Below are 25,085 nucleotides of genomic sequence, written 5' to 3'. Positions count from 1 at the left end.
CGCGTGCACGCCCGCGGCACGTTGATCTGCATCAAACGCCCGCATCGTACCGCGGGCCGGATGGCAGTGCTGACCAATCAAACCGCACCAGCCCGGGAGCTCGCGATGGCCGTCCAATTTCTGCTCGGCACTTTCATCAGCGTGATCAACATCATGATTCATGCGCTGGTGACCGTCGCAGCGATCGACATCGCCCGCAGAGCGGGATTGAAGCATACAATGCGGCCCCGATCTCACCTGATGGCGGTAATGGTCGCGATAGCTGTCATTTTGATGGTTGCACACACGGTCGAGGTTCTTGTCTGGGCGCTGGCTTACGCTCTGGTTGGTGCGGCGCCCGAGGGGAGCGAGTTGCTGTATTTCACCTTCGTAAACTACACCACGCTGGGCTACGGCGATGTCACGCCAGTGCAGGGTTGGCGGCTGACGGGGCCAATGACTGCCATGAACGGCATTCTGATGTTCGGCTGGTCGACTGCGGTCCTGTTCGAGGTGTTGCGCAAGACCCTTGAACATCTCGCGGCAATCGCGGCGCCCGGCTTCAATTCTGGAGATCATCAAGAGCTGCGAGCTGATGCCGGTCCAGGAGCATGATCTGCCGCTGGGTATTGCCGATGAAGCCGAGGATGCCGAGGTCGTGAAGGCGGGACAGGGCGCGGGATACGGTCTCCAGGGTCAATCCGAGGTAGTCCGCGATGTCGCGCCGCGACATTGGCAGGGCTATGATTCCTGCGGCGGTTAGTCGCGTATCCATCTCGAGCAGGAAGGCCGCCACCCGCTCCAGTGAAGTCTTGCGGCCGAGCAGCAGCATGTGGTCTTCCGCATGCTGAAGGTTGTTGGTGGTCATGCTGAGCAGGTTTCGGGCAACCATGGCATCGCCTTCTGCGACGAGTTCGAGGCTCTGCCGCTTGACCAGACGCACGGTCGTGTCGACGATCGCTTCCGTTGTGAATCTATGCTCGCTGCCGTTTTCGAGCCCGAAGATGTCGCCAACCAGGTGGAAGGCGCCGATCTGACGGCGCCCGTCTGAGAGGAGCTTGTAGCTTCGCACGGCGCCTGATTTGACCTGGTAGACGTATTCGGCGGGCTCTTTCTCGCCGTAGATTTCGGCGCCTTTTTTATAGGTAAATTCGTTTAAACTGATGATCGGATTTGAACTGGTATTGAGGCCAAGCTCGCGGAGTGAATGATGCCGCGAGGACGCGTCGGCAGCGTTGCGAACCAGCATGGTCAACTCCCGAACTGGTGCTGACGCGACAACCGCGAGCAGCTTATTTCCATCACCGGGAATACGGAGCCGCCGATAGTCACCCTTCCCGCGAAGGTTGTTTAAGCCAAAAGCAGGCTTTGCAGCCATTGTCTGTAGGTGCATTGTACCAAAGTACAGGCACGGCGATGGTGCGCCGGATGAGAAATCTGTCAGAACATCTGTCGGATTGAGCGGCATCGACTTGCGTCGTGCATTCCACTGGGGTTGTACCACCGCGGCTGGCTGCTATCGTTGATGTTAACCGCGAGGTGCGAGGCGCCTTGAATTGCTTGTAAGTCTTGCGCGAGCAGTTTGGCGTTCTGCTGGCAAGAATAGGTCGGGAGGAGAAAATTGCCTGGCTTCGTCTATGTGGTCGACGACGACCTATCGTTTCGGGTGGCGATCCAGCGTCGGCTCAAGCTCGCCGGCTACGAGGTTGTGACCTACGCATCGGCGCAGCAACTGCTCGAGGATCCTCCGGGCTCGGAACATCCGGGCTGCATCCTGCTCGACGTCCAGATCCCGGGCCTGAGCGGTCCGGAGTTGCAAGCGTGCCTCGCCGAACGACCCTCGCCGTTGCCGATCATATTCCTGACGGGGCATGCCGATACCGCAACGACTGTTCGCGCGATCAAGGCCGGCGCGGAAGATTTTCTGACCAAACCAGTATCTTCGGAACAATTGATCGGTGCGATCGAGCGCGCACTGGCGCGACAAGAGGTGGTGCGCGGCCAACAGAGCCAACTGGAGTCGTTTCGTTCTCGTTTGACGTCTCTGACGCGACGCGAGCGGCAGGTCTTCGACCTCATCGTGCGCGGGAAGATCAACAAGCAGATCGCCTACGAGCTTGGAACCACGGAGCGCACCGTAAAGGCGCATCGGCACCAGGTGATGACAAAGATGCAGGTGCCGTCGTTGGCCGAGCTGGTCTCCGTCGCAGAGCGGCTCGGACTTCTGAGCTCGCAGCCGGCGTGAACCGTCGGACTGTTTGCGGCGGCTAGCGCCAATCTCGGGATGAGACCTGTACGATAGGACAATATGGAATGTTATTGACAGATTCTGGCCACGACTGCCTAGTTGGCTCCTGGATTTGCGCAGGAACATTTGCGGCGCGTCGTCGTTGCGAGGCGAGTGCAGAGTCTCCGATGAGAAAGCTGACCCGTTGTTTGCACGCAGGTCAATATACGTCGTGGATGACGATTCATCGATGCGGCGAAGCATGGAGCGGTTGCTGCGGAACCACGGCTTTACCGCAGTTGTTTTCGCCTCCGCCGCTGCATTGCTTCGTCATGGCCGTCTCGAAGACGCGGGCTGCCTCGTGCTGGACATCAATCTGAACGGCGAGTCCGGTATCGCTCTGCGGCGGAAGCTGGCAAATGATGGCGCTACGGTGCCTGTCATCTACATCACGGGCAACGACAGCCAGGCAAACCAGGTAGCCGCGATCGAGTCCGGCTGTGCGGCCTATTTGAGCAAGCCCTTCGCGGCCAGCGAGCTGATCGCAACGGTTGAACGCGCCTGCGCCAAGAGCGCCTGAGTGGCTCTCACCTGCTCACTCCTCGATGTCCTGCTCCAGGATCTGTGCGGGCGCGCCCTTGTGAGCCGAGCCGAACTGTGCCAGCGGCAACGATGTCGTCAGAGACAGAAGGTTGGAATCGATGAGTTCGAGCACGAGGACCTCGCCACGATCCATGCCGTCGATGAACTTGGGATCCGCGGCGTCGGCCGCAATGCAGGCATTGGTCAGGCACCAGGTGTAGGGCAATGACTGGACGTTGGCCCCATCGACCGTCAGCTTGGGGGGCCTCTGCAGATACATGCCGACGGGAACAAACACTTGCAGTCGCGCGATGGGGTCGCCGCCACGCTCGATCAGGTCCACGCGGATTGCCATCTGGCCCGTAGCAAACCGGCCCGTGATTGAGGTCCGGCACAGCGTCGGCATTCCTCCAGGCTTCACGCAAAGCTTTTTCCAGTCGCCATAGGTGATGTCCTTGGCTTCGCGCTGCCCGCGAGGTGCGATTTCGGCGGACTTTACCGCTGGAGCCGGCTTTGGCGCGGCTCCGTTCTGCGCCGAAGCTGGTCCGGCAAGGGCCACGGCGAACAATATCGAGACGTAGACGAGCGCACACCCGGACGAAAGTCTTGAAGTTGCGTCAATCATGTTCGGCCTCTGCGGCTATTTCTGCGCGTCAAGAAATCGTTCAACGAGCGGTGACCACATCGGGATCGTGTCGGGCGAGCCGATGAAGAAATGTCCTTCGCTACCGAAGGGCGGCATCAGATGATATTCGGCCCTGCCGCCGGCCCCGGTGAAGGCCTCATGCATGCGCTTCGACAGGGCAGGGCCGAAGAACGTGTCGTTCTCGATATAGAACCACAGCATTGGTACCCGCGAGGTCCGGCCGAAATCGGCAGTCGCTTCGACGAGCTTGTCTGGCGCGCAGTTGTTATTGGGTTTGCCGTCGACGCGACCGCCGCGTCCAGCTGCGAAGGTGATGATTGCCTTGACCTGCGGCGGGTTTGCGCTCGAGAGCGCAATGGAGGCCCAGCCGCCGGCGGACTGGCCGATGACGATCACGTCTCTCGGCAGAACGCGTTTCTCGGCCACCATGTAGTCGATGATCCAGAGATCGACCTGCGCCACCGCACGCCCGGCGTCGTGGAAGTTCGGATTGGTGCAGTTTCCGACCTTGGAGAAGAATGGCCCGTAGAGACCATGCTCTGGAATGTCGATCGCGGCTGCACCATAGCCGGTGCCGACTGGTGCCACCACGAGGTAGCCGCGCTTGGCAAACCACTTGGCGGCGTCGCGGAATTCCACCAGCGGGAAGAAGCTGCGATCGACAGGCTTGAGCGAAACGCCGTGGTTCATGATCGCCAGCGGGAAGGGGCCCCCGCCGACAGGCCGCGCCACATAGGCAAACATCGGCAGCGGCAGCGGCAGGGCCCAGACCTCCTCCTGGATGCGGATGTTGTCGTCGGCGCGCCCCGGAGCAAGAGAGGAGACCAGGATGCTCAACGCTGCCGCCAGGCACCATACGATTGAAGGATGGCGGTGCTTCACACAAGCCTCCTTCAACCGGCGAAAGTGCTGGCCACGATGATGGGGCCAAGCACAGTCAAAACGACGTTGCCGACAGCGTAAGGCACGGCCACGCCGAGCACGGGTGTTTGGCTCTCTGCAACTTCGCAGGCGCCGGTCACGGCGGCATCGACCGTCATGGCGCCGGCCAGCGCTCCGCAGATGATGACCGGGTTCATGCGGAGCACGCGATGGGCAAACAGGGTCGTCACGATCAGCGGCACCAGCGTGACGACCAGGCCCATGCCGACCAGCAGCATGCCGTGTGACTGGATCGCGACCCAGGCCGCGTGGCCGTTGCCGAGCCCGATCGCCGCGATGAAGCCGCCAAGGCCGAGATCGCTCAGCGTCTGCTGCGCTGCAGGCGGCATTGCGCCCATGGTCGGCCGCCGCGACCGCAGCCAGCCGCAGAAGAGCCCCGCAATCAGGGCGCCGCCACCGCCTCCCAACGTCAGAGGCACCGACCCGATCTTGACGCTCGCGAGACCGGCAAGCAGACCTACGGCAATACCTGCGGCAAGGAATGCGATGTCAGTACGATCTTCGGAGCTCAGGATCTGTCCAACCTGCGAGGCGGCGCGCTCGATGTTGCGGGTACTGCCGACCAAGGTCATGACGTCACCGACATAGACGCGGGTATCGGCGCTCAGGGGGACCTCGCGTCCCATCCGTGTCAAGGTGCGCAGGAACACGCCGCGCGCGGCGTCGCCGACGCGGTCGGCCATGTCCTTGACGGAGCGGCCGTGGAGCTTGCGATTGTCAACGAGGACGTCGACCACATTGCCTGGAAGAGCCTTCAGGATCTCGTCGGCGTCGATTTCAGTGCCAACAATCGGCTTTGCGGCGACAATGGCCGCCGTGCGACCTGCGATGACGACGTCGTCGCTCGCTTCAAGCACCGTGTCGCGATGCGGCTCGACGTCAGCTCCCCGCCGTACGATCCGCTCGATCACGCTCCGGCTGCCGATCTCGTCTTCGACGGCGCCGACGGTTCGACCGGCCGCGGCCGACACTCGATAGGCGCGCGCCTGGAATTTTCGATAATGCAGATTCTCAGTTTGTGGCGGGTTGCCGCCCGAAAGCTCCGCCTCGAGCTTTGCAGCTTCCGCTTTCAGATCGATCCCCATCAATTTCGGCGCGACGAACGGCACGTACAGGAGCGTGAGGATATAGCCGAGCACGTAGGTGACGGCGTAGCCGGCCGCGATATTGGCGTCCTGCTGCTGCAGCAACTCTTTGGACAGTCCGAGCTGGGCTAGTGCGCCAGACGCGGTACCGATGACCGACGACTGTGTCAGGGCTCCCGCAGCAAGACCGGAAGCGGTGCCGGGACCGAGCGCGAACACATGGGCAAACATGAGAACGATGACGAGGCCGGTGCCACCAAGCACGAGCGCGAGGGCGACCTGAGCCAGAGTCCGGATGCTCAGCGAGGCAAAGAACTCGGGTCCCGACCGGTAGCCGATCGTGAACACGAACAGGCTGAAGAGGATGACCCTGAGCAAGGACGGAAACGTGAAGATGCCGAGCTGCCCGATCAGAACGGCAACGATGAGCGTGCACGCGGTGGTGCCGATCGAAAAACCGCGAATCCGGACACGGCCAAGAATGGTGCCGAGCGCGACCGACAGCAGCAGAAAGATTTCCGGGGCGGCGGAGATGATCCATCTGACCGTGCTCATTGCGCGTGCCCTCCAGCGATTGCGCTAAATCTGGTTCGTTAAATCCGGCGATGCTTGATTCAGATCAACCCCTGCCGGGGTTAAGCCACTCCCTGTCGAGCCGGAGGATTTGACGTGGGGACATGAGCACGATGGATACCGCCGTTGCTTCGTCGATACGCCGCGACGAAACGGTGCGAGTCGCGCTGCTGCTGGCCTTCGCGGGCGGCTATCTCGACGCGTATACGTGGATCATCCACGGCGTGATGGCCAATGCCCAGACGGCAAATCTCGTGCTGCTGTGGGTCTATGGCTCGATCGGCGACTGGACGAAAGCGCTCCACTTCGTCCCACCGATCCTTGCGTTCGCGGTCGGTATCGTCGTCGCGTCATGGCTGCGCCGGGTAACCGGAAAGCGCGCTAGCGCGATCAGCACGCTGGTCGAAATCCTCCTACTGGTCGCTATCGCCGTCCTGCACAATCGCTTGCCGGATCTTGCGGGAACGCTTGGCATTTCCTTCGTCGCCGCCGTGCAGAGCGCCGTCTTCACGAGGGTCGAAGGCGTGGTCTACAGCTCCGTCATGATCACGGGCAACATGCGGCAGGCGATTGAAGGCCTGTTCGCTGCGGCCTCGGGGGATGGGACGCTCCGTCCCCCCGGCATTTTCGCCACCTTATGCGTCACCTTCGGTCTCGGGGCAGCTGTGGGCGCGTTCGCGACCAAGCAGATCCCGAATCTGGCGCTCGGTCTCCCCGTGATCGCACTGCTGGTCGTGCTGTTGCTCTGCGAAGCCTCAAGCGAGGAGGGCAGGCTCTGATGTCTTCTGGGTGGAAATGGCGCGGGCTCTTCCTGTTTCCGCCCGCAACCTGGCTGGCGCAGTATCACCGCGCCTGGCTGCGTTCGGACGCCATCGCCGGCATCACGCTTGCGGCTTACGCCATTCCGGTGTCGCTGGCCTATGCCACGCTGGCGGGCCTGCCGCCCCAAATCGGCATCTACGGCTACATGCTCGGCGGCATCGGCTACGCGCTGCTGGGGTCGTCGCGCCAGCTTGCAATTGGTCCGACTTCCGCGATCTCACTGATGATTGCGGCCACTGTCGGAGCACTGGCTGGCGGAGACGCGGCCAAATACGCCGAGATCGCGAGCCTGGCCGCCTGTGCGGTGGCGCTGCTTTGTCTGATCGCTTGGTTGTTCAAGCTCAGCGTCCTAGTCCGTCTGGTGAGCGACAGCATTCTGGTCGGTTTCAAGGCCGGCGCGGGCCTCACGATCATCATGAGCCAGTTGCCGAGCCTGTTCGGCGTCGCCGGAGGCGGTCATAATTTCTTCGATCGCGCCATCAAGCTCGCCGGCCAGCTCGGCGACATCAACTGGCTGGTTCTCGCGATTGGAGCCATCGCGCTCTTGTCCCTGCTTGTGGGAGAGCGGTGGCTGCGGGGAAAGCCGGTCGGGCTCTCGATCATGGCGCTATCGATCATGCTGGCGACACTGCTCGGCTTTCCGTCGCTTGGCGTCCCGGTGACCGGCAAAATTCCGGAGCGACTGCCGGCGTTTGGATTACCCAGGTTCGGTCTGTTGGAACCGGACGAACTGTTCCCGTTGGCTGCGGGGTGCGTGCTGTTGGCCTATATCGAAGGTGTGTCCGCCGCGCGCAGCTTTGCTGCCAAGCATGGCTATGCCCTTGATGTCCGGCAGGAGTTTTTGGGGCTCGGCGCGGCCAACCTCGTCGCCGCATTTGGCCACGGCTACCCCGTGGCCGGCGGGCTGTCGCAATCTGCGGTCAACGACAATGCGGGGGCACGGACGCCACTGGCGCTGGTGATCTGTTCGACGACGCTGGCGCTGTGCCTGCTGTTCTTCACGGGAGCCCTGACGAATCTGCCCAAGGCGGTGCTTGCGGCGATCGTCTTTGCCGCCGTCTACAGGCTGGTGGATATCCGCGCGCTGTTGCGGATGTGGCAAGTCAGCCGTATCGACTTCTATGCTGCGGCGATCGCGTTGGTCTCGGTGCTGCTCCTGGGGATATTGCAAGGCGTCCTGCTCGCGGCCATTGCGTCGATCGTTCTGCTGCTGGCGCGGGCCTCGCGTCCGAATGTCGCTTTCCTCGGCCAGCTTCCGGGCACCGGCCGTTACTCCGACGATGCGAGGCACGAAGGCGTTGAGCCATTGGTCGGCATCATCGCCTTTCGACCGGAAGCCTCGCTGCTTTACATCAATGCTGAAACCATCCTGGACACGGTTTCGGATGCCTTGCTGAAGGCAGCCGATATCAAGCTGGTGGTCTGCGATCTCTCCGCTTCACCCTACATCGATTTGGCAGGGGCGCGCATGTTGCACGACCTTTACGACAAACTCGCCTCGTCGCATATCGCCTTCTGTATCGTCGGCGCGCACGCACAATTGCGCGATCTGCTGCGGGCGGAGGGATTGGCGGAAAAGACCGACAGTGCGGCTTGGCTTCGCTCGGTCGACAGCGTGCTCGGTGAGAACAAGCAATCGTCTGATCCGATATCGCTATTGCCCAGCCAGCTCTGATCCGATCTCCCGCCCGAAGTCGGCCGCGCGCAGCCACCTCTAGCGATATTGCATCGCGAGGTGCACCGCACCTTCTTCAAGATGCGCGTCCGTTGACTTGGATCAATAGACCGACGTGAGCGGGCATCACGATCCCGGCTGAGACGTCGCAAAAAGATCCGGAGAAAGACATGTCCAAGGACGCCAAGGCTGCAGAAAAGCGCATCGATCAGTTCATTTCCGGGCCCGGCGGACGGGCGGACGACTGGCGCGATCTGGTCGAAGCGGCCAAGGTATGGGCGCGCGGGGGCGACCGCGCGAAGTATGACGCGGCGCTGGCTGATCTCTCCGTCATTGAGGAGTTTCACGGTTATCCCGGCCTGCAATTGATGGCGGCCTTGCGGGAAGCGGCAACGGCCCGGGATGCGGCGGAGTCACTTGGCCTTGCGACGCGCATCACGCAGGCCTTGATGACGAGGTCCTTCCGCCAGCATGCCGGCGATTGGGATCCCAAGGACGACGGCAGTGGCGATGCGCCCGAGCTTGTGTCCTCGACTTTTGGCTCACATGCAGCCCGACGGCCCTATTTCGAAACGCTGGTCGTCACCGGCGTCTCCTCCGACAAATGGCCGGCTCTCGCTGGCGAATGGCGCAAGTTGCGCCGTCCGGTCGATTCGTTCGTCTATGAGCCGGTGATTGTCGGAACTCTGGAAGACGCCTTTTGCGCGACGATGCTCAACCCCAATATCGCCGCCGTCGTCATCAATGAAGGCTTCGGGCTGCGCTCGCGTCACGACGCGCCGGTACTGCGCACCATGACCGCAACCGCGGGCATCAATGACGAGTCGGACGGGTCCGCCCTCCGGCTCGCACACATCATCAAGCGGGTGCGCCCCGAACTCGACCTATATCTGATGTCGAATCGCGACGTCGAGGAAATGGCGGGAAACCCCGAGGCCAATGTGTTTCGGCGGATATTCTACTCCATCGAAGAGCTCCTCGAGCTCCATCTCTCCATCCTCGAAGGTATCCAGGATCGCTTCGACACACCGTTCTTCGACAATCTCAAGAAATACGCGGAACGCCCAATCGGGACTTTCCATGCGCTGCCGATCGCTCGCGGCAAATCTGTCTTCAGGTCGGACTGGATCCGCGACATGGGCGAATTCTACGGCCTGAACCTGTTCCTGGCCGAAAGCAGCGCGACCACCGGCGGCCTCGACAGCCTGCTGGAGCCGACCGGCACCATCAAGAAAGCGCAGGACAAGGCGGCACGCGCGCTCGGCGCCGATCGCGTGTTCTTCGTGACCAACGGCACCTCGACATCCAACAAGATGGCGGTGCAGGCGCTGCTCGGGCCAGGCGACATCGCGATCGTGGATCGTAACTGCCACAAGTCGCACCATTACGGCATGGTTCTGGCCGGCGCCCAGCCGATCTACGTCGAAGCGTTCCCGATGACCGAATATTCGATGTACGGCGCGGTGCCGCTGCAGACCATCAAGCAGGCCCTGCTGAATGCGAGGGCCGATGGCCGGCTGGACCGCGTCAAGATGCTGGACCTGACCAACTGCACCTTTGACGGCCACATCTACAACACCCGCCGGGTGATGGAGGAATGCCTCGCGATCAAACCCGATCTGATCTTCCTGTGGGATGAGGCCTGGTTCGGCTTCGCGCGGTTCTCGCCGTTCTTGCGTCGGCGCACCGCGATGGGCGCCGCCAACGAGATCGAGACCTGGATGCACGACCCGAAATCGGTCGCGGCTTACGAGAAGCAGCAGGCCGACCTCGGCAAGACGCCTTCGGACGAGGTGCTGCTCAAGACCCGACTGATTCCCGATCCGCGCCAGATCCGCCTGCGCGTCTACCAGACCAACTCGACCCACAAGTCGATGTCGGCGATCCGGCAGGGCTCGATGCTGTCGGTCAAGGACGTCGAATTCCACACCGTCGAGCAACAGTTCAAGGAGGCGGTGTTCACGCACGCATCGACCAGTCCGAACCAGCAGCTCATCGCCAGCCTCGACGTCTCGCGGCGCCAGATGGAGCTTGAGGGCTACGGTCTCGTCGCCAACGCGATCGAAATTGCGTTCGCGATCCGCAAGGCGGTCAACAGCAATCCACTGATCTCCAAATACTTCCGGATTCTCGGTGCGGACGCGATGGTGCCGGCGCAGTACCGCCAGAGCGGGTTTACCGACTATCTGGCCGCCGGCACGAACTGGGCGAACATCGTGAAGAGCCTGGACGACGACGAGTTCTGCCTCGACCCGACCCGGATGACGTTGGTCTGCGGCACCGCCGGCTACGACGGTACGCAGTTCAAGGGCATCTTGGCCAACGAGTACAACATCCAGATCAACAAGACATCGCGAAACTCGGTGTTGTTCCAGTCCAACATCAACAATACCCGCAGCGACGTCGCGCATCTGGTGAGGGTGCTGGCCGAAATTGCGGGCGAGGTCGATCGCGGACTGGTTCAGGGTGGCGCCAATGCGAAGAAGACCTTCGATGCGCGGGTGAAGAGCCTGATGACTGATGTGCCCGATCTGCCGAACTTCTCGCACTTCCACGACAGTTTCCGTGGCGATGCCGGCACCAAGACCAACGAGGGTGACATCCGTAGCGGCTTCTACTCGGCCTATGACGCGGCGGGATGCGAATACATCCGTCTCGGCGATCCCGAGATCGACCGTCGCCTCAAGGCCGGTCCCGACCTCGTCTCGGCCAGTTTCGTGATCCCGTATCCGCCGGGCTTCCCGATCATGGTGCCGGGGCAGGTCATCACCCAGGAAACCATCGACTTCATGCGCAAGCTCGATGTGAAGGAAATCCACGGCTACGACGCCAAGGAAGGGCTGAAGCTCGTACGTGCCGAAGCCCTGGCGAAGATTGGCCGGCCCAAGCCCGGCGCCGCGCCGAAGCTGAAGGCTGCATCGTAATAAAAGGGGACGGACATGCAGAGCTTTTTCACGTTCTTGCAGCAGAACCCGTTTCTGTTGCTGTTCTTCGTCGTTGGCCTCGCCGTCTGGATCGGCCGGGCCAGCATCAAGGGTTACGGCCTCGGCATGGTCGCCGGCGCCATCGTGGTGGGCGCTGGCTTATCTGTGTGGGCGTCGATCTATGGCGTGAAGCTCGAGTTGAACAACTTTGCCAAGAGCCTGTTCTATTACCTGTTCATGTATGGCGTTGGCCTTCGTGTCGGGCCCTCTTTCATCAACAGCCTGAAGGGCGACGGCCTCAAGTTCTGCATCCTTGCGCTCGTGTCCAGTGTTGTCGGACTTGCGCTGGTCGTGATTTGCGCCAAGCTGTTTGCGCTGCCAATTGGTGCTGCCGGCGGCATGCTGGCGGGGTCGCAGACCATGTCGGCCGCGATCGGTTCGGCCGAGCAGGCTATCACCTCGGGTGTGGTGAAGCTCCCTGAAGGCATGAAGCCCGAGGACGCGTCTGGCATGATCGCGCTGTCCTACGGCATCACCTACATCTGGGGCACCGTGGGCATCATCCTGATCTGCAAGTACCTGCCGCGCTGGTGGGGGGTCGACGCGAAAGCGGCAGCCAAGCAGTACGAGCAGGAGTTTGGCGTCAAGGACCTCGAGGGTGGCGGGCTGACCGGTTACCGGCAGTTCGGCCTCCGTGCCTACCGGCTCGACAATGCGGCCCAGGTCGGCATGAGCATTGCCAAATTCCGCACGATGAATCCCGAATACCGCATCGTCAACGTGGTGCGGCGCGGAGAACCCCAGGGCGCCGATCCCGAACTCGTTCTGCAAAAGGGCGACGTCGTTGCGCTCGGCGGCGCGACCGAACATCTGACCGACAAGATGGGCCTGATTGGTCCCGAGGTTGCCGATGCCAAGGCGCTCGGCATTCCCATGGATCAGGCGGACATCCTCGTCACCAACAAGGAGATGGCCGGACGGACCTTTGAATCCTTCCGAGACACCGCCATTGCCGGCCAGTTGCAGGTCACCAAGGTCGAACGTGGCGGCGTGCAGATCCCCGCCGGTCTCAAGACCGAGTTGCAGCGGATGGACATCGTCTCGGTCGTCGGTATCAAGTCGGCCGTCAACGAGCTCGGCGAGATGTGGGGACGCATTGCGCGGACCAACACCTCGACCGATCTGTTGACGCTCGCCTCCGGCATGATCATCGGCTTCCTGATCGGGATGATCGAATTCCCGGCCTTTGGTGCCAAGATCGGCCTCGGCAACGCCGGCGGTCTGTTGCTGTCGGGCGTGATCGTCTCGTCGCTGGTTTCCCGGCTGCGCTTCTTCGGCAACACGCCGAACGCGGCGCGCAATGTGCTCGAGGATCTCGGTCTCGTGGTTTTCGTCGCCATCGTCGGCATTAATGCCGGCGCGGGACTACTGGCGCAGCTGACCGGGGCCGTGGCGTTGAAGATCTTCGTTGCCGGCTTCATTGCCTGCACGATTCCGCCGTTCATTGTCTGGGCGATCGGCTTCCACGTCTTCAAGATCAATCCGGCCGTGCTGATGGGGGGCGTCGCCGGTGCGCGGTCTCACTCCGGGCCGTGCCGTGAGGCCGCGGTGGAAATCCAGAGCTCCGTGCCCTGGATCGGCTTCCCGGTCGGCTACGCAGTATCAGGCATTCTGCTCACCGTGTTCGGCTACTTCGCAATGATCCTGGCTCAATAGCTCGGCGTCACAACCAGAGGAAATAAAACTCATGAGAAAAGTCGCTATCTATGCCGCCCTGGTCGCCTCGCTGGCAGGCGTCGCCGGATTCAGCACGCCATCGCGGGCAGAGACCGGCCAAGTTGCCGTTGTCTTCACCAAGGGTGGCTTCATCGTTGGCGTCGGTGGGGGCGAGGGCGTTCTGCTGTATCGCGGCCACAAATACCCCTTCACCGTCTCGGGCATGAGCGTCGGCTTCACCATCGGCGCTTCGACCACCAAGCTGGTCGGTCGCGCCCTCAACCTGAGGGGGCCGGAGTCGCTCGAAGGGTCCTACGCTGTCGGCGGTGCGGGCGGCGCCATCGCCGCCGGCGCAGGTGCCGTTCAGCTGCAAAACGGCAACGGCGTGATTCTGCAGCTTAGCGGGCCGAAGGTCGGTGCGGAGCTGTCAGCCGCTGTGGGGGGCGTGACGATAGCTTTGAAGCGGTAGAGCCGCAGTCGCGCCGCTTCGGCGGTCGCGGCGCTCTAGCTGAATGGCGGCTGCTTTTCTCATGCACGTAAGTCGGGGAAGCGGCCGCAAATCAGTGCCAGGTCGGGTGCCAACCGCGTTCCGCGAGGCATCGTCGAAGCGGATCACGGCACCCATATCGAGGGAGGACATGCCATGTTTCGTTATCTTCTCGCTCTCGCTGCGGCCTTCGTTCTTCTCACAGCCACGCTCATTCCAGATGACGCCTACGCCCGCCGGGGCGGCGGTGGTGGCTATCGCGGAGGTGGAGGGGGCATGCGCGCCGGAGGTTTTCATGGCGGTGGCTATCGTGGCGGCGCCGTTCACGCGGGGCGGATCCATGGCGGAGGCGGACGCCATTACGCAGGAGGTCCGCGGCCGAGCCATCCGATCGCCGGTCGTCCGGGTCGTCCTGGTTACCCCGTTGCGGGCCGTCCCGGCCGCCCCGTCGCCGGCTATCCCGGCGGCTATCCGCGATATGGTTACCGAGGCGCGGCTTACGGAGCTGCTGCCGTCGGTGCGGCCGCGGCGGGCGCCTACGGGTACTACAATAACAACTACAACAATGGTTGTTATCAGGACACGTACGGCAATTGGGTTTGCCCCAACCAGTATCCCTATTAAAGGAAAGTGCTGCTGACGGGTCCAGCGGACCCTCAGCAGCATGGTCAGGTGATCGGGCCGAGCCGGGAGCGCGGCGTCAATATCGCTCGGTAACGAAGTTCATTCCACGCAGGCCGGCCTGGTCATTGTAGCGTCCTTTGTCGGAACGCTTCGGCAGCCTCACCTTGTCCTTCTTGATCCGCTTGTGCGGGATAGCCTCCAGGATGTGCGCGATACAGTTCAGCCGCGCCCGCCGCTTGTCGTCGGAGCGAATGATGTACCAAGGCGCGTCCTTCGTGCTCGTCTTCTTGAGCATCAGGTCGCGCGCGCGCGAATAATCATACCAGCGCTTGAATGATTCCAGGTCCATCGGGCTCAGCTTCCATTGCCGCACTGGATCGTCGATGCGGGCGTTGAAGCGGCGCTCCTGCTCGTCCATCCCGACCTCAAGCCAGATCTTGATCAGGATGATGCCGGCGTCGATGGCGTACTTTTCCACCTGCGGGCAGAGCGACAGGAAACGATCGTGCTCGGCGGGCGAGCAGAACCCCATGACATATTCGACGCCGGCGCGGTTGTACCAGCTCCGGTCGAAGATCACGATCTCGCCCCCGGCCGGAAACTGCTTCATGTAGCGCTGGAAGAAGAGCTGCGTCTTTTCGCGATCCGATGGCGCCGGCAGCGCCACCACCCGGAATACGCGCGGGCTGACCTTTTCGGTGATCGCCTTGATCGTGCCGCCCTTGCCGGCCGCGTCGCGGCCTTCGAACAGGACGATGACCCGAAGCTTGTTTTCCTTTACATAATCCTGGAGATGGCAAAGCTCGATCTGGAGCTTTTCCAGCTCCTTCTCGTAGTCCTTGCGCTTCATCCGCTCTGAGGCTTCGTCCTTTGCCATGCCGCTCCGCCTTCGCTTAACTCGGCCGAAACGTGATCAGTCGCCCCAGGAAATGATGACGCCGATGTCGCCGGGGACGCCGTCAGGAAAGTCGACGACCTGGTAGCCGATACGATACCCGCGCGGCTTGAGGTATTCGGTCCAGAGTTCGAAGATCTCTTTTGGAATTCCCGTCAGCGTTTTCTCCCAGCCCGCCTCCATCTGGTTGATCGCACGGCCCTTGTCCGTGCACAGCGTATTCGGGAAGCGATAGACCTGCACTTCGGTCAGGCCGTTGCGAACCGCGCGCTGGATGATCGTCGAGGCGAGCTTGATTTTCTCCTCCTCGGATTTGCCGGACGGTTTGCTCAGCCGTTCGATCAGAGCGCGTTTCTCGGCTTCGGCCGCGGCGGCGAGGCGAACATATTCCTCGGCCTTTCTGGCTTCCTCGAGCGCAGCTTCCTTGCGAATTTGCAGTGCGTTGGGAATGAGCTCATCGATGCCGGGCATGATTGGTGCGTTCCTGGCTTGCTGTGGGATCGGAGTCAGGGCTAAGCTAAGTTTCGCGCCGTTCGGACCTTTGATTCATATCAAGCAATTTTCTCACCTGCGCGGCCACGGTAACGAGCCGGCGCGCAGACCGCCCTGATCCCTTCCGTGGAGGCGACCATTGAGCGAGCAACTTCATCCGATGGCCCCGCATCATCTGCCGTTCTACCTCGCGCCGGGAAGCGGCACGGACGTGCTGATGGTGGTGATGGGGATCTTCCTGATCGGCACCGTACTTTGGGTTGGAACGCTCTATTGGAAGCTGCACAGCCTCCCCGAACGGATGGCGCACAAGTCGCAGAAGCTGCAATTCGAGATCGTGGCCGTGCTGGGCATCATCTCGCTCTTTACGCACATGCACATTTTCTGGGTGGCCGGCCTGCTGCTCGCGATGATCGACTTGCCGGATTTCGGCACGCCGCTGCGGAGTATCGCAGGCTCGGTCGAGAGGATCGCCGACGCCGCGCCCGGCGAGGGTCGCGGGCCCGAACTCCCTGGCTTGCCGCCGGTTGAAAAGCCAATCGTCAAGGGAAAGGAACACAGCCATGTTTGAGCTCATGTTCTGCTCCCTCCTGACCATCCTGCCGGACTACCTCTACCGCCGCTATGCCCAGGGCAAACGTTTCGGCAAGGAGATCACCTTCTTTTCCATCTGGTATGAATTGCGATGGGGCATCACCGGCTGCCTGATGCTGACGATTTCGCTGATCACGATGATCTTCTACTTTCACCCGTCCACCACTTCGGCCGCGCTCTATTTTCGGACGGTCCCCATCCTGCCTGAAGGCTCCGGCCGCGTCGCGGAAGTCAATGTCGGCTACAGCGAGGCAGTGAAGAAAGGCGATGTGCTGTTCAGGCTGGACAGTTCGAAGCAGAAGGCCGCCTTGGAGACAGCCACGCGCAAGATCGCCGAGGTCGACGCCGCGATGACAAGCGCCGAAAACGACGTGGTCAAGGCCGAAGCGCAGATCCAGGAAGCCAAGGCCAGCCTTCAGCAGGCCAAGGACGAGCTGGACGTCAAGACGGAGCTGCAGCGCCGCAATCCCGGTATCGTCCCGCAACGCGATATCGAGAAACTACAGGTCGTGGTCAACCAGCGGCAGGCTGGTGTGGACTCGGCCACCGCGTCCAAAACGTCGGCGATGTTGCGGCTTTCAACGCTGTTGCCGGCTGAAAAAGCGAGCGGCCAGGCGGCGTTGGCTGAAGCGCAGGTCGATCTCGACAAGACCTTCGTTCGCGCCGGCGTCGACGGGCGGGTCGAACAGTTCCTCGTTCGGACTGGCGATCTCGTTGCCCAGATCATGCGACCAGCCGGCGTGTTGATACCGGCGGATGCCGGCAGGGGTAGGCTGCAGGCCGGGTTTGGACAGATTGAAGCGGGGGTGGTGAAGGTAGGGATGGTCGCAGAAGCGACCTGCATCTCCAAGCCATGGGTCATCATTCCGCTCATTGTCACCGATGTGCAGGATTACATCGCCGCCGGCCAGGTCCAGGCTGGCCAGGAATTGATTGAAGCTCAGAATGCACGCAAGCCGGGTTCGATCCTCGCCTTCCTGGAGCCACTGTACAAGGGCGGACTTGAAGGCGTGACGCCGGGCAGCAGTTGCATCGTCAATGCCTATACCAGCAATCACGAGGAGATCTCTGCGAAGGAGACGGGCACGGCTCGGGCCGTCGCTCTGCATGTCGTCGATGGCGTCGGGCTCGTGCACGCCATGCTGTTGCGAATTCAGGCGCTGCTGCTGCCGATCAAGACGCTGGTGCTGAGCGGGCACTGACCGGCTTCGCTTTGGTCTGAATCGCACTTCGGTTCAGCGATGCGCCTCAGTTGAGCCGGTCTGGCGTCATGAGCCAGTCCGACCACCCAGCGCATATTCACTATGAGCGCCACATGGTCCCCGCAAAAATGCCGATCTGGCTTCGTTCCTTTATTGTCGCCAGCGCTGTCGTGCTCGTGGTTGGAGCTGGCCTGTTCGGCTACCACTGGTATTCCCGCCCGACGACGCTAACCATCGCCGTCGGATCGCTGGACGGTGAGGCCGCGCGTCTGGTCTCGGCACTGGCGAGCCGGCTTGCCGTGGTGAACGCCCCGGTCCGGCTCAGGATGGTGGAAACGACCAACGCGGTTGATGCTGCCGAGCAGTTTGCGGCCGAAAAGGTCGAGCTTGCTGTCGTCCGGGGCGACGTCGGCGATCTGTCGCAGGCGCAGGCTATCGTGGTTCTCGCCCACGCCGTTGTCCTGCTGGTTGCGCCCCCGGGCTCCTCCATTACCGAAATCGCTGGTCTGAAGCGCACCAGCGTCGGCGTGATCGGCGGCGAGATGAATCGCAAGGTCGTCGACGTCCTCAGCGACGAATACGGCCTTGGACGCGCCAACGTGACATTCCGCAATCTCCAACCGGCAGACGCGCGGCGGGCACTCGATGCCAAGGAGGTACGGGCGATTCTGATCGTCGTTCCTCTTGCCGAGAAGTATCTGGCCCTCTTGCGCGGCCTCTTTCTGCAGACGCCGAAGACCGCGCCGGTCCTCCTTCCCGTCGAGGCGGCTGGTGCCATCGCTGAAAAGCAGCGCGCCTATGAAAGCTTCGATGTCCCGAAGGGCACGCTGCGCGGTTCGCCGCCTGTCCCGAGCGAGGATCTCACCACGCTGCGGGTGTCGTTCTATGTGGTCGCGCAAAAGCAGCTCAGCGCAGAGGTGGCGGGCAGCCTGGCCGACGCGCTGATGAAGGCGCGCAGGGACCTGCTCGGCGAATTGCCGATCCTCTCGCAAATGACCGCACCCAGCACGGATTCGGACGCCTTCCTCCCGGTTCATCATGGCGCCGCAGCATTCTACAACGGAACGCAGCAGAGCTTTCTGGACGAATGGGGTAACGCGATCTTCCTCGCGCCCATGATTTTCGGCGGCCTCATCTCCATATTGGCGGCGGCTTGGAAATTCCTTCAGGTGCGTGATCCTTCTAAAGACGAACGGGGCCTGGACTTGCTGTATGCGCTGGGCGCGCGGATACGCAGGACGGAGGCGGAGGCCGAACTGTCCGATATCGAGGTCGAGATCGACCGGGTGCTCCAGGGCCAGCGCGCCAAGGCCGCTGCAGGAGACGAGAATGCGCTCGATGTCACGACATTGAATGTCGCTGCGCATCGTCTTCAGAGCCTGATTCACGACCGTCGGATCCTGCTGTCCGCGAACGGACATGAGCAAGCGCTCGGTCAGCCAGTTGACCGCACCTGACGGTGGTCACTCCAGACCAAGTCGAAGCACGGCCGAACCCAAGCTCAGCGACCTTGATCTTGATCAAACCCTCTGGCCGCCAACCCCGTTTCCTTCAGCAATCGCGTCATGCGAAAGGTGCGGGACATTCGGGGGATAGCGGACGGGCAATGAAGCGTCGTGAGTTCATGGCCTTGGTCGGGGCTGCAGCCGCTTGTCCGGTTTTCGCGCACGCTCAGGACGGGGCACCGCGGCCGATGCCGTCGGTCGGCGTGCTGACTGGCAATTTGGTGGGCGATGGCGGCGCTCAGATGCGCGTCAATGCCTTTCAGCAGGGTCTCGCGGACCTCGGCTGGATCGCCAATCAAAACTACCGACTCGATGTGCGCTGGCCGGGCTCCAATCCGACATGGCAGGAACGTGAAGCTCGCGAACTTGTTGCCACCGGACCCGACGTGCTGTTTGCGACCAGCACGGCGACGACACGGGCGCTGCGGGCTGCAACGCAGGTCATTCCGATCATCTTTGTCGGGTTCTCGGATCCGGTCGGGACAGGCCTCGTCGTCGATCTGGCAAGGCCGACCAGCAATCTTACCGGCTTCTCGCTTTACGAGCATGCTATGAGCGGGAAATGGCTGAGCCTGTTGAAGGACATGGTGCCCAGCATGAGCAGTGCGATGCTTCTGTACAATCCTGAGACCGCGCCATATGCGCCCCTTTATCTTCAGGCCGCACACCAGGTGGAAAGTCGCCTGCGCATGACGGTTACCGGCGCCTCCGTCCGCAGCGGCGCCGAGATCGCGGGGGTCATCGAGACGGCGGCGCGGAATGGCAGCGGGCTCGTCGTGCTGCCGGATGGCGGTTTCTTCAGTACACAGAGCGCCATGGCAATCCCGTTGCTGGCCCAGCGCCGCGTGCCGGCGATCTTCGCCGTCCGCTTCTATGCTGTGAATGGCGGGCTGATGTCTTATGGCGCCGACCTGACGCAACAGTTTCGGGACGGCGCTGGCTATGTCGCTCGCATCCTTCGCGGCGCCGAGGTCCGCAGTCTTCCGGTGCAATTCGCCACAAGGTTTGATCTCGTTATCAACGTGAGAGCCGTCCACGCGCTTGGGCTGGCGATCCCGGAACGATTGCTGATGGAGGCTGAGCTGATCGACTAGCTTGCTCGGGCGTCGCGGAGGATGAGGCAGCGTTTCGTTGATCTCGATCAACAAACGCCAGCTCTCGGGTCTGATGATTGCCGGACATGTGTATGGAGGATCTGATGTTTTGCTGCGGCAGGACCTTGATGGCGCTTGCGCTCGTGATCGCGATTCCGCTGGCGGCGGCGGCGCAGACCGCAGATAAGGCGCCGGCCTCCAGCCCACCGCAGGCAAATCCCCCCGCGCAAGCCGCAGAGCTTCTGAAACCGGAGCAGCTCGAAGCTCTGGTCGCACCGATCGCGCTCTATCCCGACGAGTTGCTTGCCAACGTGCTGGCCGCTTCCACCTATCCTCTGGAAGTCGTCCAGGCCGATCGCTGGCTGAAGGAGCGCAAGACTCTGAAGGGTGATGCGCTGAAGACAGAAGTCGAGAAGCAGGCTTGGGATGACAGCATCAAGGCGCTGGCCTCGACCGCCGAGGTCCTGGCCATGATGAGCGACAAGCTCGACTGGACCAAGGCGCTGGGCGACGCCATGCTCGCGCAGCAACCGGATGTGATGGATGCGGTCCAGCGGCTGCGGACCAAGGCTTATGACAACAAGAAGCTAGTGACCACCAAGCAGCAGAAGGTGAGCGTCAAGACCGAGGAAAGCAGGCAGGTGGTCGTGATCGAACCGGCGGTGCCCGATACGATGTACGTGCCGTACTACGAGCCTGCGACGGTCTACGGCACGTGGCCCTATACCGAATATCCACCATATTACTTCGGCTACCCGTCCTACATCGGCGCAGGCGTCGTCGCGGCAGGTCTCGCCTTCGGCACGGCCTGGGCCATCGGTCGCTGGGGCAATTATTGGGGCGGCGGCTGCAACTGGGGCAACCGCAACGTCTATATCAATCACCGGACCACGAATATCGGAAATGGCTGGCAGCACAATCCCTCGCATCGCCAAGGGGTGCGGTACAACAACGCCAACGTTCAGCAGCGCTTCGGCAATAGCAATCTGAAGGCCGGCGCCGCCGACCGGATGGATTTCCGCGGCCGCGATGGACAGCAGAAGCCGGGACAGGATCGGCCTGGTGGCGCAGATCGCGCCGGTGACCGTGCGGGAGATCGTGCTGGCGACCGAGGTGGCGACCGTCAAGGCGCCGGGGATCGCGCCAAGACCGGAGGCGATCGCGCCAAAGGTGGCGGCGATCGCGCGGGCAAGGCGGCTGGTGCCAAAAACGCGGGTGCCAAAAACGCGGGCGCCAAGAACGCCGGGACCAAGGGCGGCGGCGGTGCAAAGGCCGCGAACCGAGCTGGCGGCAGCCCTCGCGGCGGGAGTGCGCTGAACGTATCGTCTGGCCGCTGGGCGGCCGCAGCATCGGCCCGAGGTCACGCCAGCATGGCGAGCATGGGACCGCGTGGCGGCGGTGGCGGCGCGAGCTTCGCCGGTCGTGGTGGTGGCGGTGGCGGATTCCAGGGCGGCGGCGGCGGCCGGGGCGGTGGCGGCGGCGGGCGCCGCTCCGACATCGCGCTCAAGCACGATGTCGTTCTACTCGGTCACCTGGCAAACGGCCTTGGCTACTACCGCTTCAGCTATATCGGCAGCGACAAGGCCTATGTCGGGGTCATTGCGCAGGAAGTCCAGGAGGTGAAGCCAGAAGCCGTTACCCGCGGAGCCGATGGTTATCTTCGGGTCTATTACGAGAAGCTCGGTCTAAAATTCCGTACGTATCGGGATTGGCTCGCCGGCGGCGCGACGATTCCTGTGCAGGTGATGCCATGATAAGCTTCAAGTCGCTTCATCGCGTTGCGCTGCCGGCCATCATGGCGCTCGCGCTCATGAGTTCGCCATCCCGGGCGCAGCAATCGTACCCGACACCGGAGGATGCAGCGGCGGCGCTCGCCTCGGCGGTCAAGAGCGGACCGGAACGGGCTATCCTCAAAGTGCTCGGCAGCGCTGCCGAGGACATCGTCTCGTCCGGCGACGAGGTCGCCGATGCCGATATCCGGCAACGCTTCACCTCGATGTATGAGGCCAAGCATTCGATCAAGGCGGAGGGTAACAAGAAGGCGACACTGATGTTGGGTCCGGACGACTTTCCGTTCCCGATACCGCTCGTCAACAGCAGGACCGGCTGGGAATTCGATACCGCCGAAGGCCGCATTGAGGTGCTGTATCGCCGCATCGGCCGCAATGAGCTCGACGCCATCCAGACCAGTCTCGCCTTTGTCGATGCCGAGAACGAATACGCCGAGAAGGATCGCGGTGAGGGTATTGGCGTCTACGCACAGCGCATCGTCAGCAGTGCCGGCAGGAAGGATGGACTGTTCTGGCGCGACGACAACGACCAGAGCCCGCTCGGTGCATTGGCGGCGCAGGCTTCGGCCGAAGGCTACAAGCCCGAGGAGGGTCCGGCGCCCTATCATGGCTACTATTTCCGCATCCTGAAGGGGCAGGGATCGAACACGCCAGGCGGCGCGCTGAACTATGTCGTCAACGGCAAGATGATCGGAGGTTTCGCGCTCATCGCCTGGCCTGCCGAGTACGGCAATTCGGGCGTGATGACCTTCCTGGTCAACCATGGGGGCGTTGTCTACCAGAAGGATCTCGGGCCTCGAACCAAGGTCCTCGCTTCCCGTATCACCGCATTCGACCCGGACCAGACCTGGAAGAAGGTCGATGGTGCAAAACCCTGAGCGACGGACGGGGATACTGCGTCGGCTCCGTGGGCGCCTTGCGGCCCTCTCGCTCATCGCATTCATTGTCCCCACGACGCCCATCTTTGCGCAGGCCTCGGGTCAGGTTCGGGTCAAGATCATGAAGGCCGGGCTGCTGGTGGGCGGCGGCGCCGGGAAAGGCGTGCTCACCTATCGCGGCCGCAACTATCCGTTCCGCGTCAGCGGCTTGAGCCTGGGAGTTACCGTCGGCGCCGGCTTCGGTCGGCTCGAGGGCTGGGCTTCGGGCATTCGTGAGATCAGCGACTTTGCCGGCACGTACAGCTCGGTTGGGGGCGGGGCTGCCCTAGCCGGCGGCATCAATGGCGTCCAGCTGCGCAACGACAAAGGCGTCACGATGGTGCTGCAGGGACCAAAGGCTGGGCTGGAGTTTGCTGCCAACCTCAGCACGATCATGATCTCTCTGAAGTGAGCGCAAGCGAAATGCGGAACGGTCGTGACGGTCCCGCATCGTCATTGCGCCGAAGCGGGACCGGAGATGGGCATTGCCAGTTCGAAAACGGAGCCCTTGACGGCCGATTTGACTAACCTCAGCTTTCCTCCACACCTTGCAGCCAGGTTGGAGGAGATGGCGAGCCCCAATCCCATACCCTCTTGTTTCGTCGTGAAAAACGGGTCGAAGATGCGCTCTTGATCGCCTGGTGAGACGCCGGTGCCGGAATCTTCAACGGACAAATAGACCGTTGTGCCATCATCAAGCCTGGTTTTGATACGGAGCTGTCGTTGATTGGCGGGGACCGAGCTCATTGCGTCGATCGCATTCTTGCAGAGGTTCAAGACAATCTGCTGAAGCTCAGTGCCATCCATGGCGGCTGGAGGAATGTTGCCCTGAAATTCAGTAGCTACGGATACTCCGTTGGCCTGGAGATCGTGCTTCAACAGTCTCAGCGCAAGCTCTGCGACATCCTCGACGTTTGTCGAAGCGCCGCCGTGCGCCGTTTTGATCGTCATCTCGCGAATAGTCGATATGATGTCGGCAGCGCGGTTGCCGTCCGCTTCGATATCGCAGAGGATGTTCTCGAGATCCTCCAGTTCAGGGGAGGCAGCTCGCAGGTGGCTGAGCCCTGTCGCTGCATTGAGCGAGATGGCCCCCAATGGCGATCTCAGCTCATGGGCGAGTGCGCCAGTGACCGCGTCGATGCTGAGAAGCCGGTTCGCTCTTTCGCGTCGCTGCAGGGCAGTGACGCTGGCGAGGCGCGAATAGATATAAATCGTTTCGATGAGCAATACGGTCAGCAACATGCAGCTGCCGACGAGAACAAAGCCGCGTGCTGCATACCAACCGATGGTGAATCGAACCGAGCTGCCGATGATCGCCACCAGGAAATTGGGCAAGTAGGCGAGCAAAGTCACCATTAGCCAGAGGTCAAGAATGGTGCGCATCCGCACAAACAAGACGGTGAGAGCAGTCATATTCCATAGCAAGAGTATCAGGTTCACCTGATTGCCGAGGGGGGTCTGATGCCTGACATCGTTGACGTAGAAGCTGGGGAGAAATTCGGCTTTCGCGGTAACCATCCACGTCAGTCCTGCCACGGTGGCGATGCAGCCGATAGCTGTTGCGATCGCCGCTATTGCAGGTCTGCTTGGTCTGCCGGCGGTCGACTGATCCTTCGTGAACCCGTAGCCAAGGATCGCCGCGGGGAAGGTTGTGTGCCAAAGCACGTAAAGCCAAGCGGGGCTGTTCAGTCCATCCCCAATGACACCCGCTGAAGCGTATCCGTTCGGAAACGCGAGCGTTTGCAAAAATGCGAACGATCCGCTGAAAACGTATCCACTTGCGAGCGCGAGAAGTGCCTGCTGAGGTTGGATCGAAAATTGAGCGAACAGCAGGGCCGCCGTGATGAACTCGGCCAAGGCCAACGCGGTCTGCAACACTGGAACGAAACCATTAATCTGGCCCAATTGGATCCGGGCGAACGGCGCGATGACCGCTGCAAGGACGATGAGCAAGACGGCGACACCCACCGCCCAGGCCTTTTGACGAGGGGTTGCGGGGATGTTCGCGATGATCAGTGGGAATTCTTGCTCATCATCGTAAGCGGGCTCGGCGGCTGCGTTGGCTGATCGCTGGCTCGCTAGCGCAATGCCCGGCCCTGATGCTGTCGCACCGCCGACAAGTCCCATGAACTTGCGCTGGCTCATGCCGCCTCCGTGCCACGAGACAGCATCTTACTCGTCCCCACGCCCGTTGAAAGCCCGTAAGGGCAGACCAGGTTGAAGCCTCTCCGACGAACGATCATGAAGCTTTGCGCCGCGTATACACCGGAATCCTGCAAGGACTGTGCGAAGCTTGCTAAAGCTTTCCCCAACC

At 62.1% G+C, this 25,085-nt stretch carries 23 protein-coding genes; 16 read left to right on the top strand and 7 right to left on the bottom strand.

From position 1 onward, the window contains the following. Positions 1-105 precede the first annotated feature (105 nt). Complete coding sequence (locus ACIPUD_RS12170) at positions 106-594, top strand: potassium channel family protein (RefSeq protein WP_085361893.1); 489 nt, start codon at positions 106-108, stop codon at positions 592-594. Here ACIPUD_RS12170 and ACIPUD_RS12165 read toward each other — a convergent pair. Continuing rightward, positions 542-1,228 carry a helix-turn-helix domain-containing protein gene (locus ACIPUD_RS12165; protein ID WP_085361864.1) on the bottom strand — a complete coding sequence of 229 codons (687 nt, stop codon included), beginning with the start codon at positions 1,226-1,228 and terminating at the stop codon, positions 542-544. The genes ACIPUD_RS12170 and ACIPUD_RS12165 overlap by 53 nt on opposite strands. A gap of 372 nt (positions 1,229-1,600) precedes the next feature. Between ACIPUD_RS12165 and ACIPUD_RS12160 the strand changes: the two genes are divergently transcribed. Together ACIPUD_RS12160 and ACIPUD_RS12155 are read left to right on the top strand one after the other, a co-directional pair. Then, positions 1,601-2,224 (top strand): response regulator transcription factor, encoded by a 624-nt coding sequence (locus ACIPUD_RS12160; protein ID WP_085361865.1) that lies wholly within the window; start codon positions 1,601-1,603, stop codon positions 2,222-2,224. 187 nt (positions 2,225-2,411) lie between these two features. Continuing rightward, the gene (locus tag ACIPUD_RS12155; RefSeq protein WP_085351224.1) at positions 2,412-2,786 is read left to right on the top strand and encodes a response regulator transcription factor; all 375 of its coding nucleotides are present in this window, start codon (positions 2,412-2,414) and stop codon (positions 2,784-2,786) included. Positions 2,787-2,801: 15 nt separating this feature from the next. On the opposite strand, the gene ACIPUD_RS12150 is transcribed toward ACIPUD_RS12155, so the two are convergent. The 3 genes from ACIPUD_RS12150 to aspT are packed head-to-tail and all read right to left on the bottom strand — an operon-like array spanning position 2,802 to position 6,016. After that, entirely contained in the window at positions 2,802-3,413 is a 612-nt protein-coding gene (locus ACIPUD_RS12150; protein WP_446480718.1) for an invasion associated locus B family protein, read from the bottom strand. A 15-nt stretch (positions 3,414-3,428) separates the two neighbouring features. After that, positions 3,429-4,316 carry an alpha/beta hydrolase family protein gene (locus ACIPUD_RS12145; protein ID WP_085383414.1) on the bottom strand — a complete coding sequence of 296 codons (888 nt, stop codon included), beginning with the start codon at positions 4,314-4,316 and terminating at the stop codon, positions 3,429-3,431. Positions 4,317-4,327: 11 nt separating this feature from the next. After that, positions 4,328-6,016, bottom strand: coding sequence for an aspartate-alanine antiporter (gene aspT, locus ACIPUD_RS12140; RefSeq protein WP_446480717.1), 1,689 nt, complete (start codon positions 6,014-6,016; stop codon positions 4,328-4,330). Positions 6,017-6,138: 122 nt separating this feature from the next. Between aspT and ACIPUD_RS12135 the strand changes: the two genes are divergently transcribed. The 6 genes from ACIPUD_RS12135 (at position 6,139) to ACIPUD_RS12110 (ending at position 14,282) form a co-directional block, all read left to right on the top strand. Next, positions 6,139-6,813 carry a YoaK family protein gene (locus tag ACIPUD_RS12135; RefSeq protein ID WP_085351227.1) on the top strand — a complete coding sequence of 225 codons (675 nt, stop codon included), beginning with the start codon at positions 6,139-6,141 and terminating at the stop codon, positions 6,811-6,813. After that, on the top strand, positions 6,813-8,531 hold the full coding sequence (locus ACIPUD_RS12130; protein ID WP_446480716.1) for a SulP family inorganic anion transporter: 1,719 nt from the start codon (positions 6,813-6,815) through the stop codon (positions 8,529-8,531). Before ACIPUD_RS12135 ends, ACIPUD_RS12130 begins: the two co-directional genes overlap by 1 nt. Positions 8,532-8,701: 170 nt before the next feature. Continuing rightward, on the top strand, positions 8,702-11,455 hold the full coding sequence (locus ACIPUD_RS12125; RefSeq protein WP_446480715.1) for a decarboxylase: 2,754 nt from the start codon (positions 8,702-8,704) through the stop codon (positions 11,453-11,455). Between the two features lie 15 nt (positions 11,456-11,470). Further along, positions 11,471-13,171 carry an aspartate:alanine exchanger family transporter gene (locus tag ACIPUD_RS12120; protein ID WP_085351230.1) on the top strand — a complete coding sequence of 567 codons (1,701 nt, stop codon included), beginning with the start codon at positions 11,471-11,473 and terminating at the stop codon, positions 13,169-13,171. 31 nt (positions 13,172-13,202) lie between these two features. Further along, on the top strand, positions 13,203-13,640 hold the full coding sequence (locus tag ACIPUD_RS12115) for a hypothetical protein (RefSeq protein WP_085351231.1): 438 nt from the start codon (positions 13,203-13,205) through the stop codon (positions 13,638-13,640). Between the two features lie 174 nt (positions 13,641-13,814). Next, positions 13,815-14,282, top strand: a complete 468-nt coding sequence (locus ACIPUD_RS12110; RefSeq protein ID WP_085351232.1) for a hypothetical protein — start codon at positions 13,815-13,817, stop codon at positions 14,280-14,282. A 76-nt stretch (positions 14,283-14,358) separates the two neighbouring features. On the opposite strand, the gene ppk2 is transcribed toward ACIPUD_RS12110, so the two are convergent. Beyond that, positions 14,359-15,159, bottom strand: coding sequence for a polyphosphate kinase 2 (ppk2, locus tag ACIPUD_RS12105; RefSeq protein ID WP_446480714.1), 801 nt, complete (start codon positions 15,157-15,159; stop codon positions 14,359-14,361). Between the two features lie 36 nt (positions 15,160-15,195). Beyond that, on the bottom strand, positions 15,196-15,648 hold the full coding sequence (locus ACIPUD_RS12100) for a hypothetical protein (RefSeq protein ID WP_085351234.1): 453 nt from the start codon (positions 15,646-15,648) through the stop codon (positions 15,196-15,198). Positions 15,649-15,829: 181 nt separating this feature from the next. On the opposite strand from ACIPUD_RS12100, the gene ACIPUD_RS12095 reads away from it, so the two are divergent. The 7 genes from ACIPUD_RS12095 (at position 15,830) to ACIPUD_RS12065 (ending at position 23,183) form a co-directional block, all read left to right on the top strand. Continuing rightward, complete coding sequence (locus ACIPUD_RS12095; RefSeq protein ID WP_085351235.1) at positions 15,830-16,240, top strand: hypothetical protein; 411 nt, start codon at positions 15,830-15,832, stop codon at positions 16,238-16,240. Next, positions 16,233-17,465, top strand: a complete 1,233-nt coding sequence (locus ACIPUD_RS12090) for an HlyD family secretion protein (protein ID WP_027517207.1) — start codon at positions 16,233-16,235, stop codon at positions 17,463-17,465. Before ACIPUD_RS12095 ends, ACIPUD_RS12090 begins: the two co-directional genes overlap by 8 nt. Positions 17,466-17,578: 113 nt before the next feature. Beyond that, positions 17,579-18,922: a TAXI family TRAP transporter solute-binding subunit gene (locus tag ACIPUD_RS12085; protein WP_085351236.1), complete on the top strand. Its 1,344-nt coding sequence runs from the start codon at positions 17,579-17,581 to the stop codon at positions 18,920-18,922. Between the two features lie 149 nt (positions 18,923-19,071). Beyond that, a complete protein-coding gene (locus ACIPUD_RS12080; protein WP_446480713.1) occupies positions 19,072-20,064 on the top strand; it encodes an ABC transporter substrate-binding protein in 993 nt (330 codons plus the stop codon). Between the two features lie 104 nt (positions 20,065-20,168). Beyond that, positions 20,169-21,818, top strand: a complete 1,650-nt coding sequence (locus ACIPUD_RS12075; protein WP_446480748.1) for a DUF3300 domain-containing protein — start codon at positions 20,169-20,171, stop codon at positions 21,816-21,818. Next, the gene (locus ACIPUD_RS12070) at positions 21,815-22,732 is read left to right on the top strand and encodes a DUF2950 domain-containing protein (RefSeq protein ID WP_446480712.1); all 918 of its coding nucleotides are present in this window, start codon (positions 21,815-21,817) and stop codon (positions 22,730-22,732) included. The genes ACIPUD_RS12075 and ACIPUD_RS12070 overlap by 4 nt, the downstream gene beginning before the upstream one ends. 121 nt (positions 22,733-22,853) lie before the next feature. Next, on the top strand, positions 22,854-23,183 hold the full coding sequence (locus ACIPUD_RS12065) for a hypothetical protein (protein ID WP_446480711.1): 330 nt from the start codon (positions 22,854-22,856) through the stop codon (positions 23,181-23,183). A gap of 41 nt (positions 23,184-23,224) precedes the next feature. On the opposite strand, the gene ACIPUD_RS12060 is transcribed toward ACIPUD_RS12065, so the two are convergent. Further along, positions 23,225-24,916, bottom strand: a complete 1,692-nt coding sequence (locus tag ACIPUD_RS12060) for an MASE4 domain-containing protein (RefSeq protein ID WP_085348540.1) — start codon at positions 24,914-24,916, stop codon at positions 23,225-23,227. Positions 24,917-25,085 lie beyond the last annotated feature (169 nt).

It is taken from the genome of Bradyrhizobium sp. CAR08 (assembly GCF_052871955.1).
This window is presented reverse-complemented; position numbering and strand designations above follow the sequence as displayed.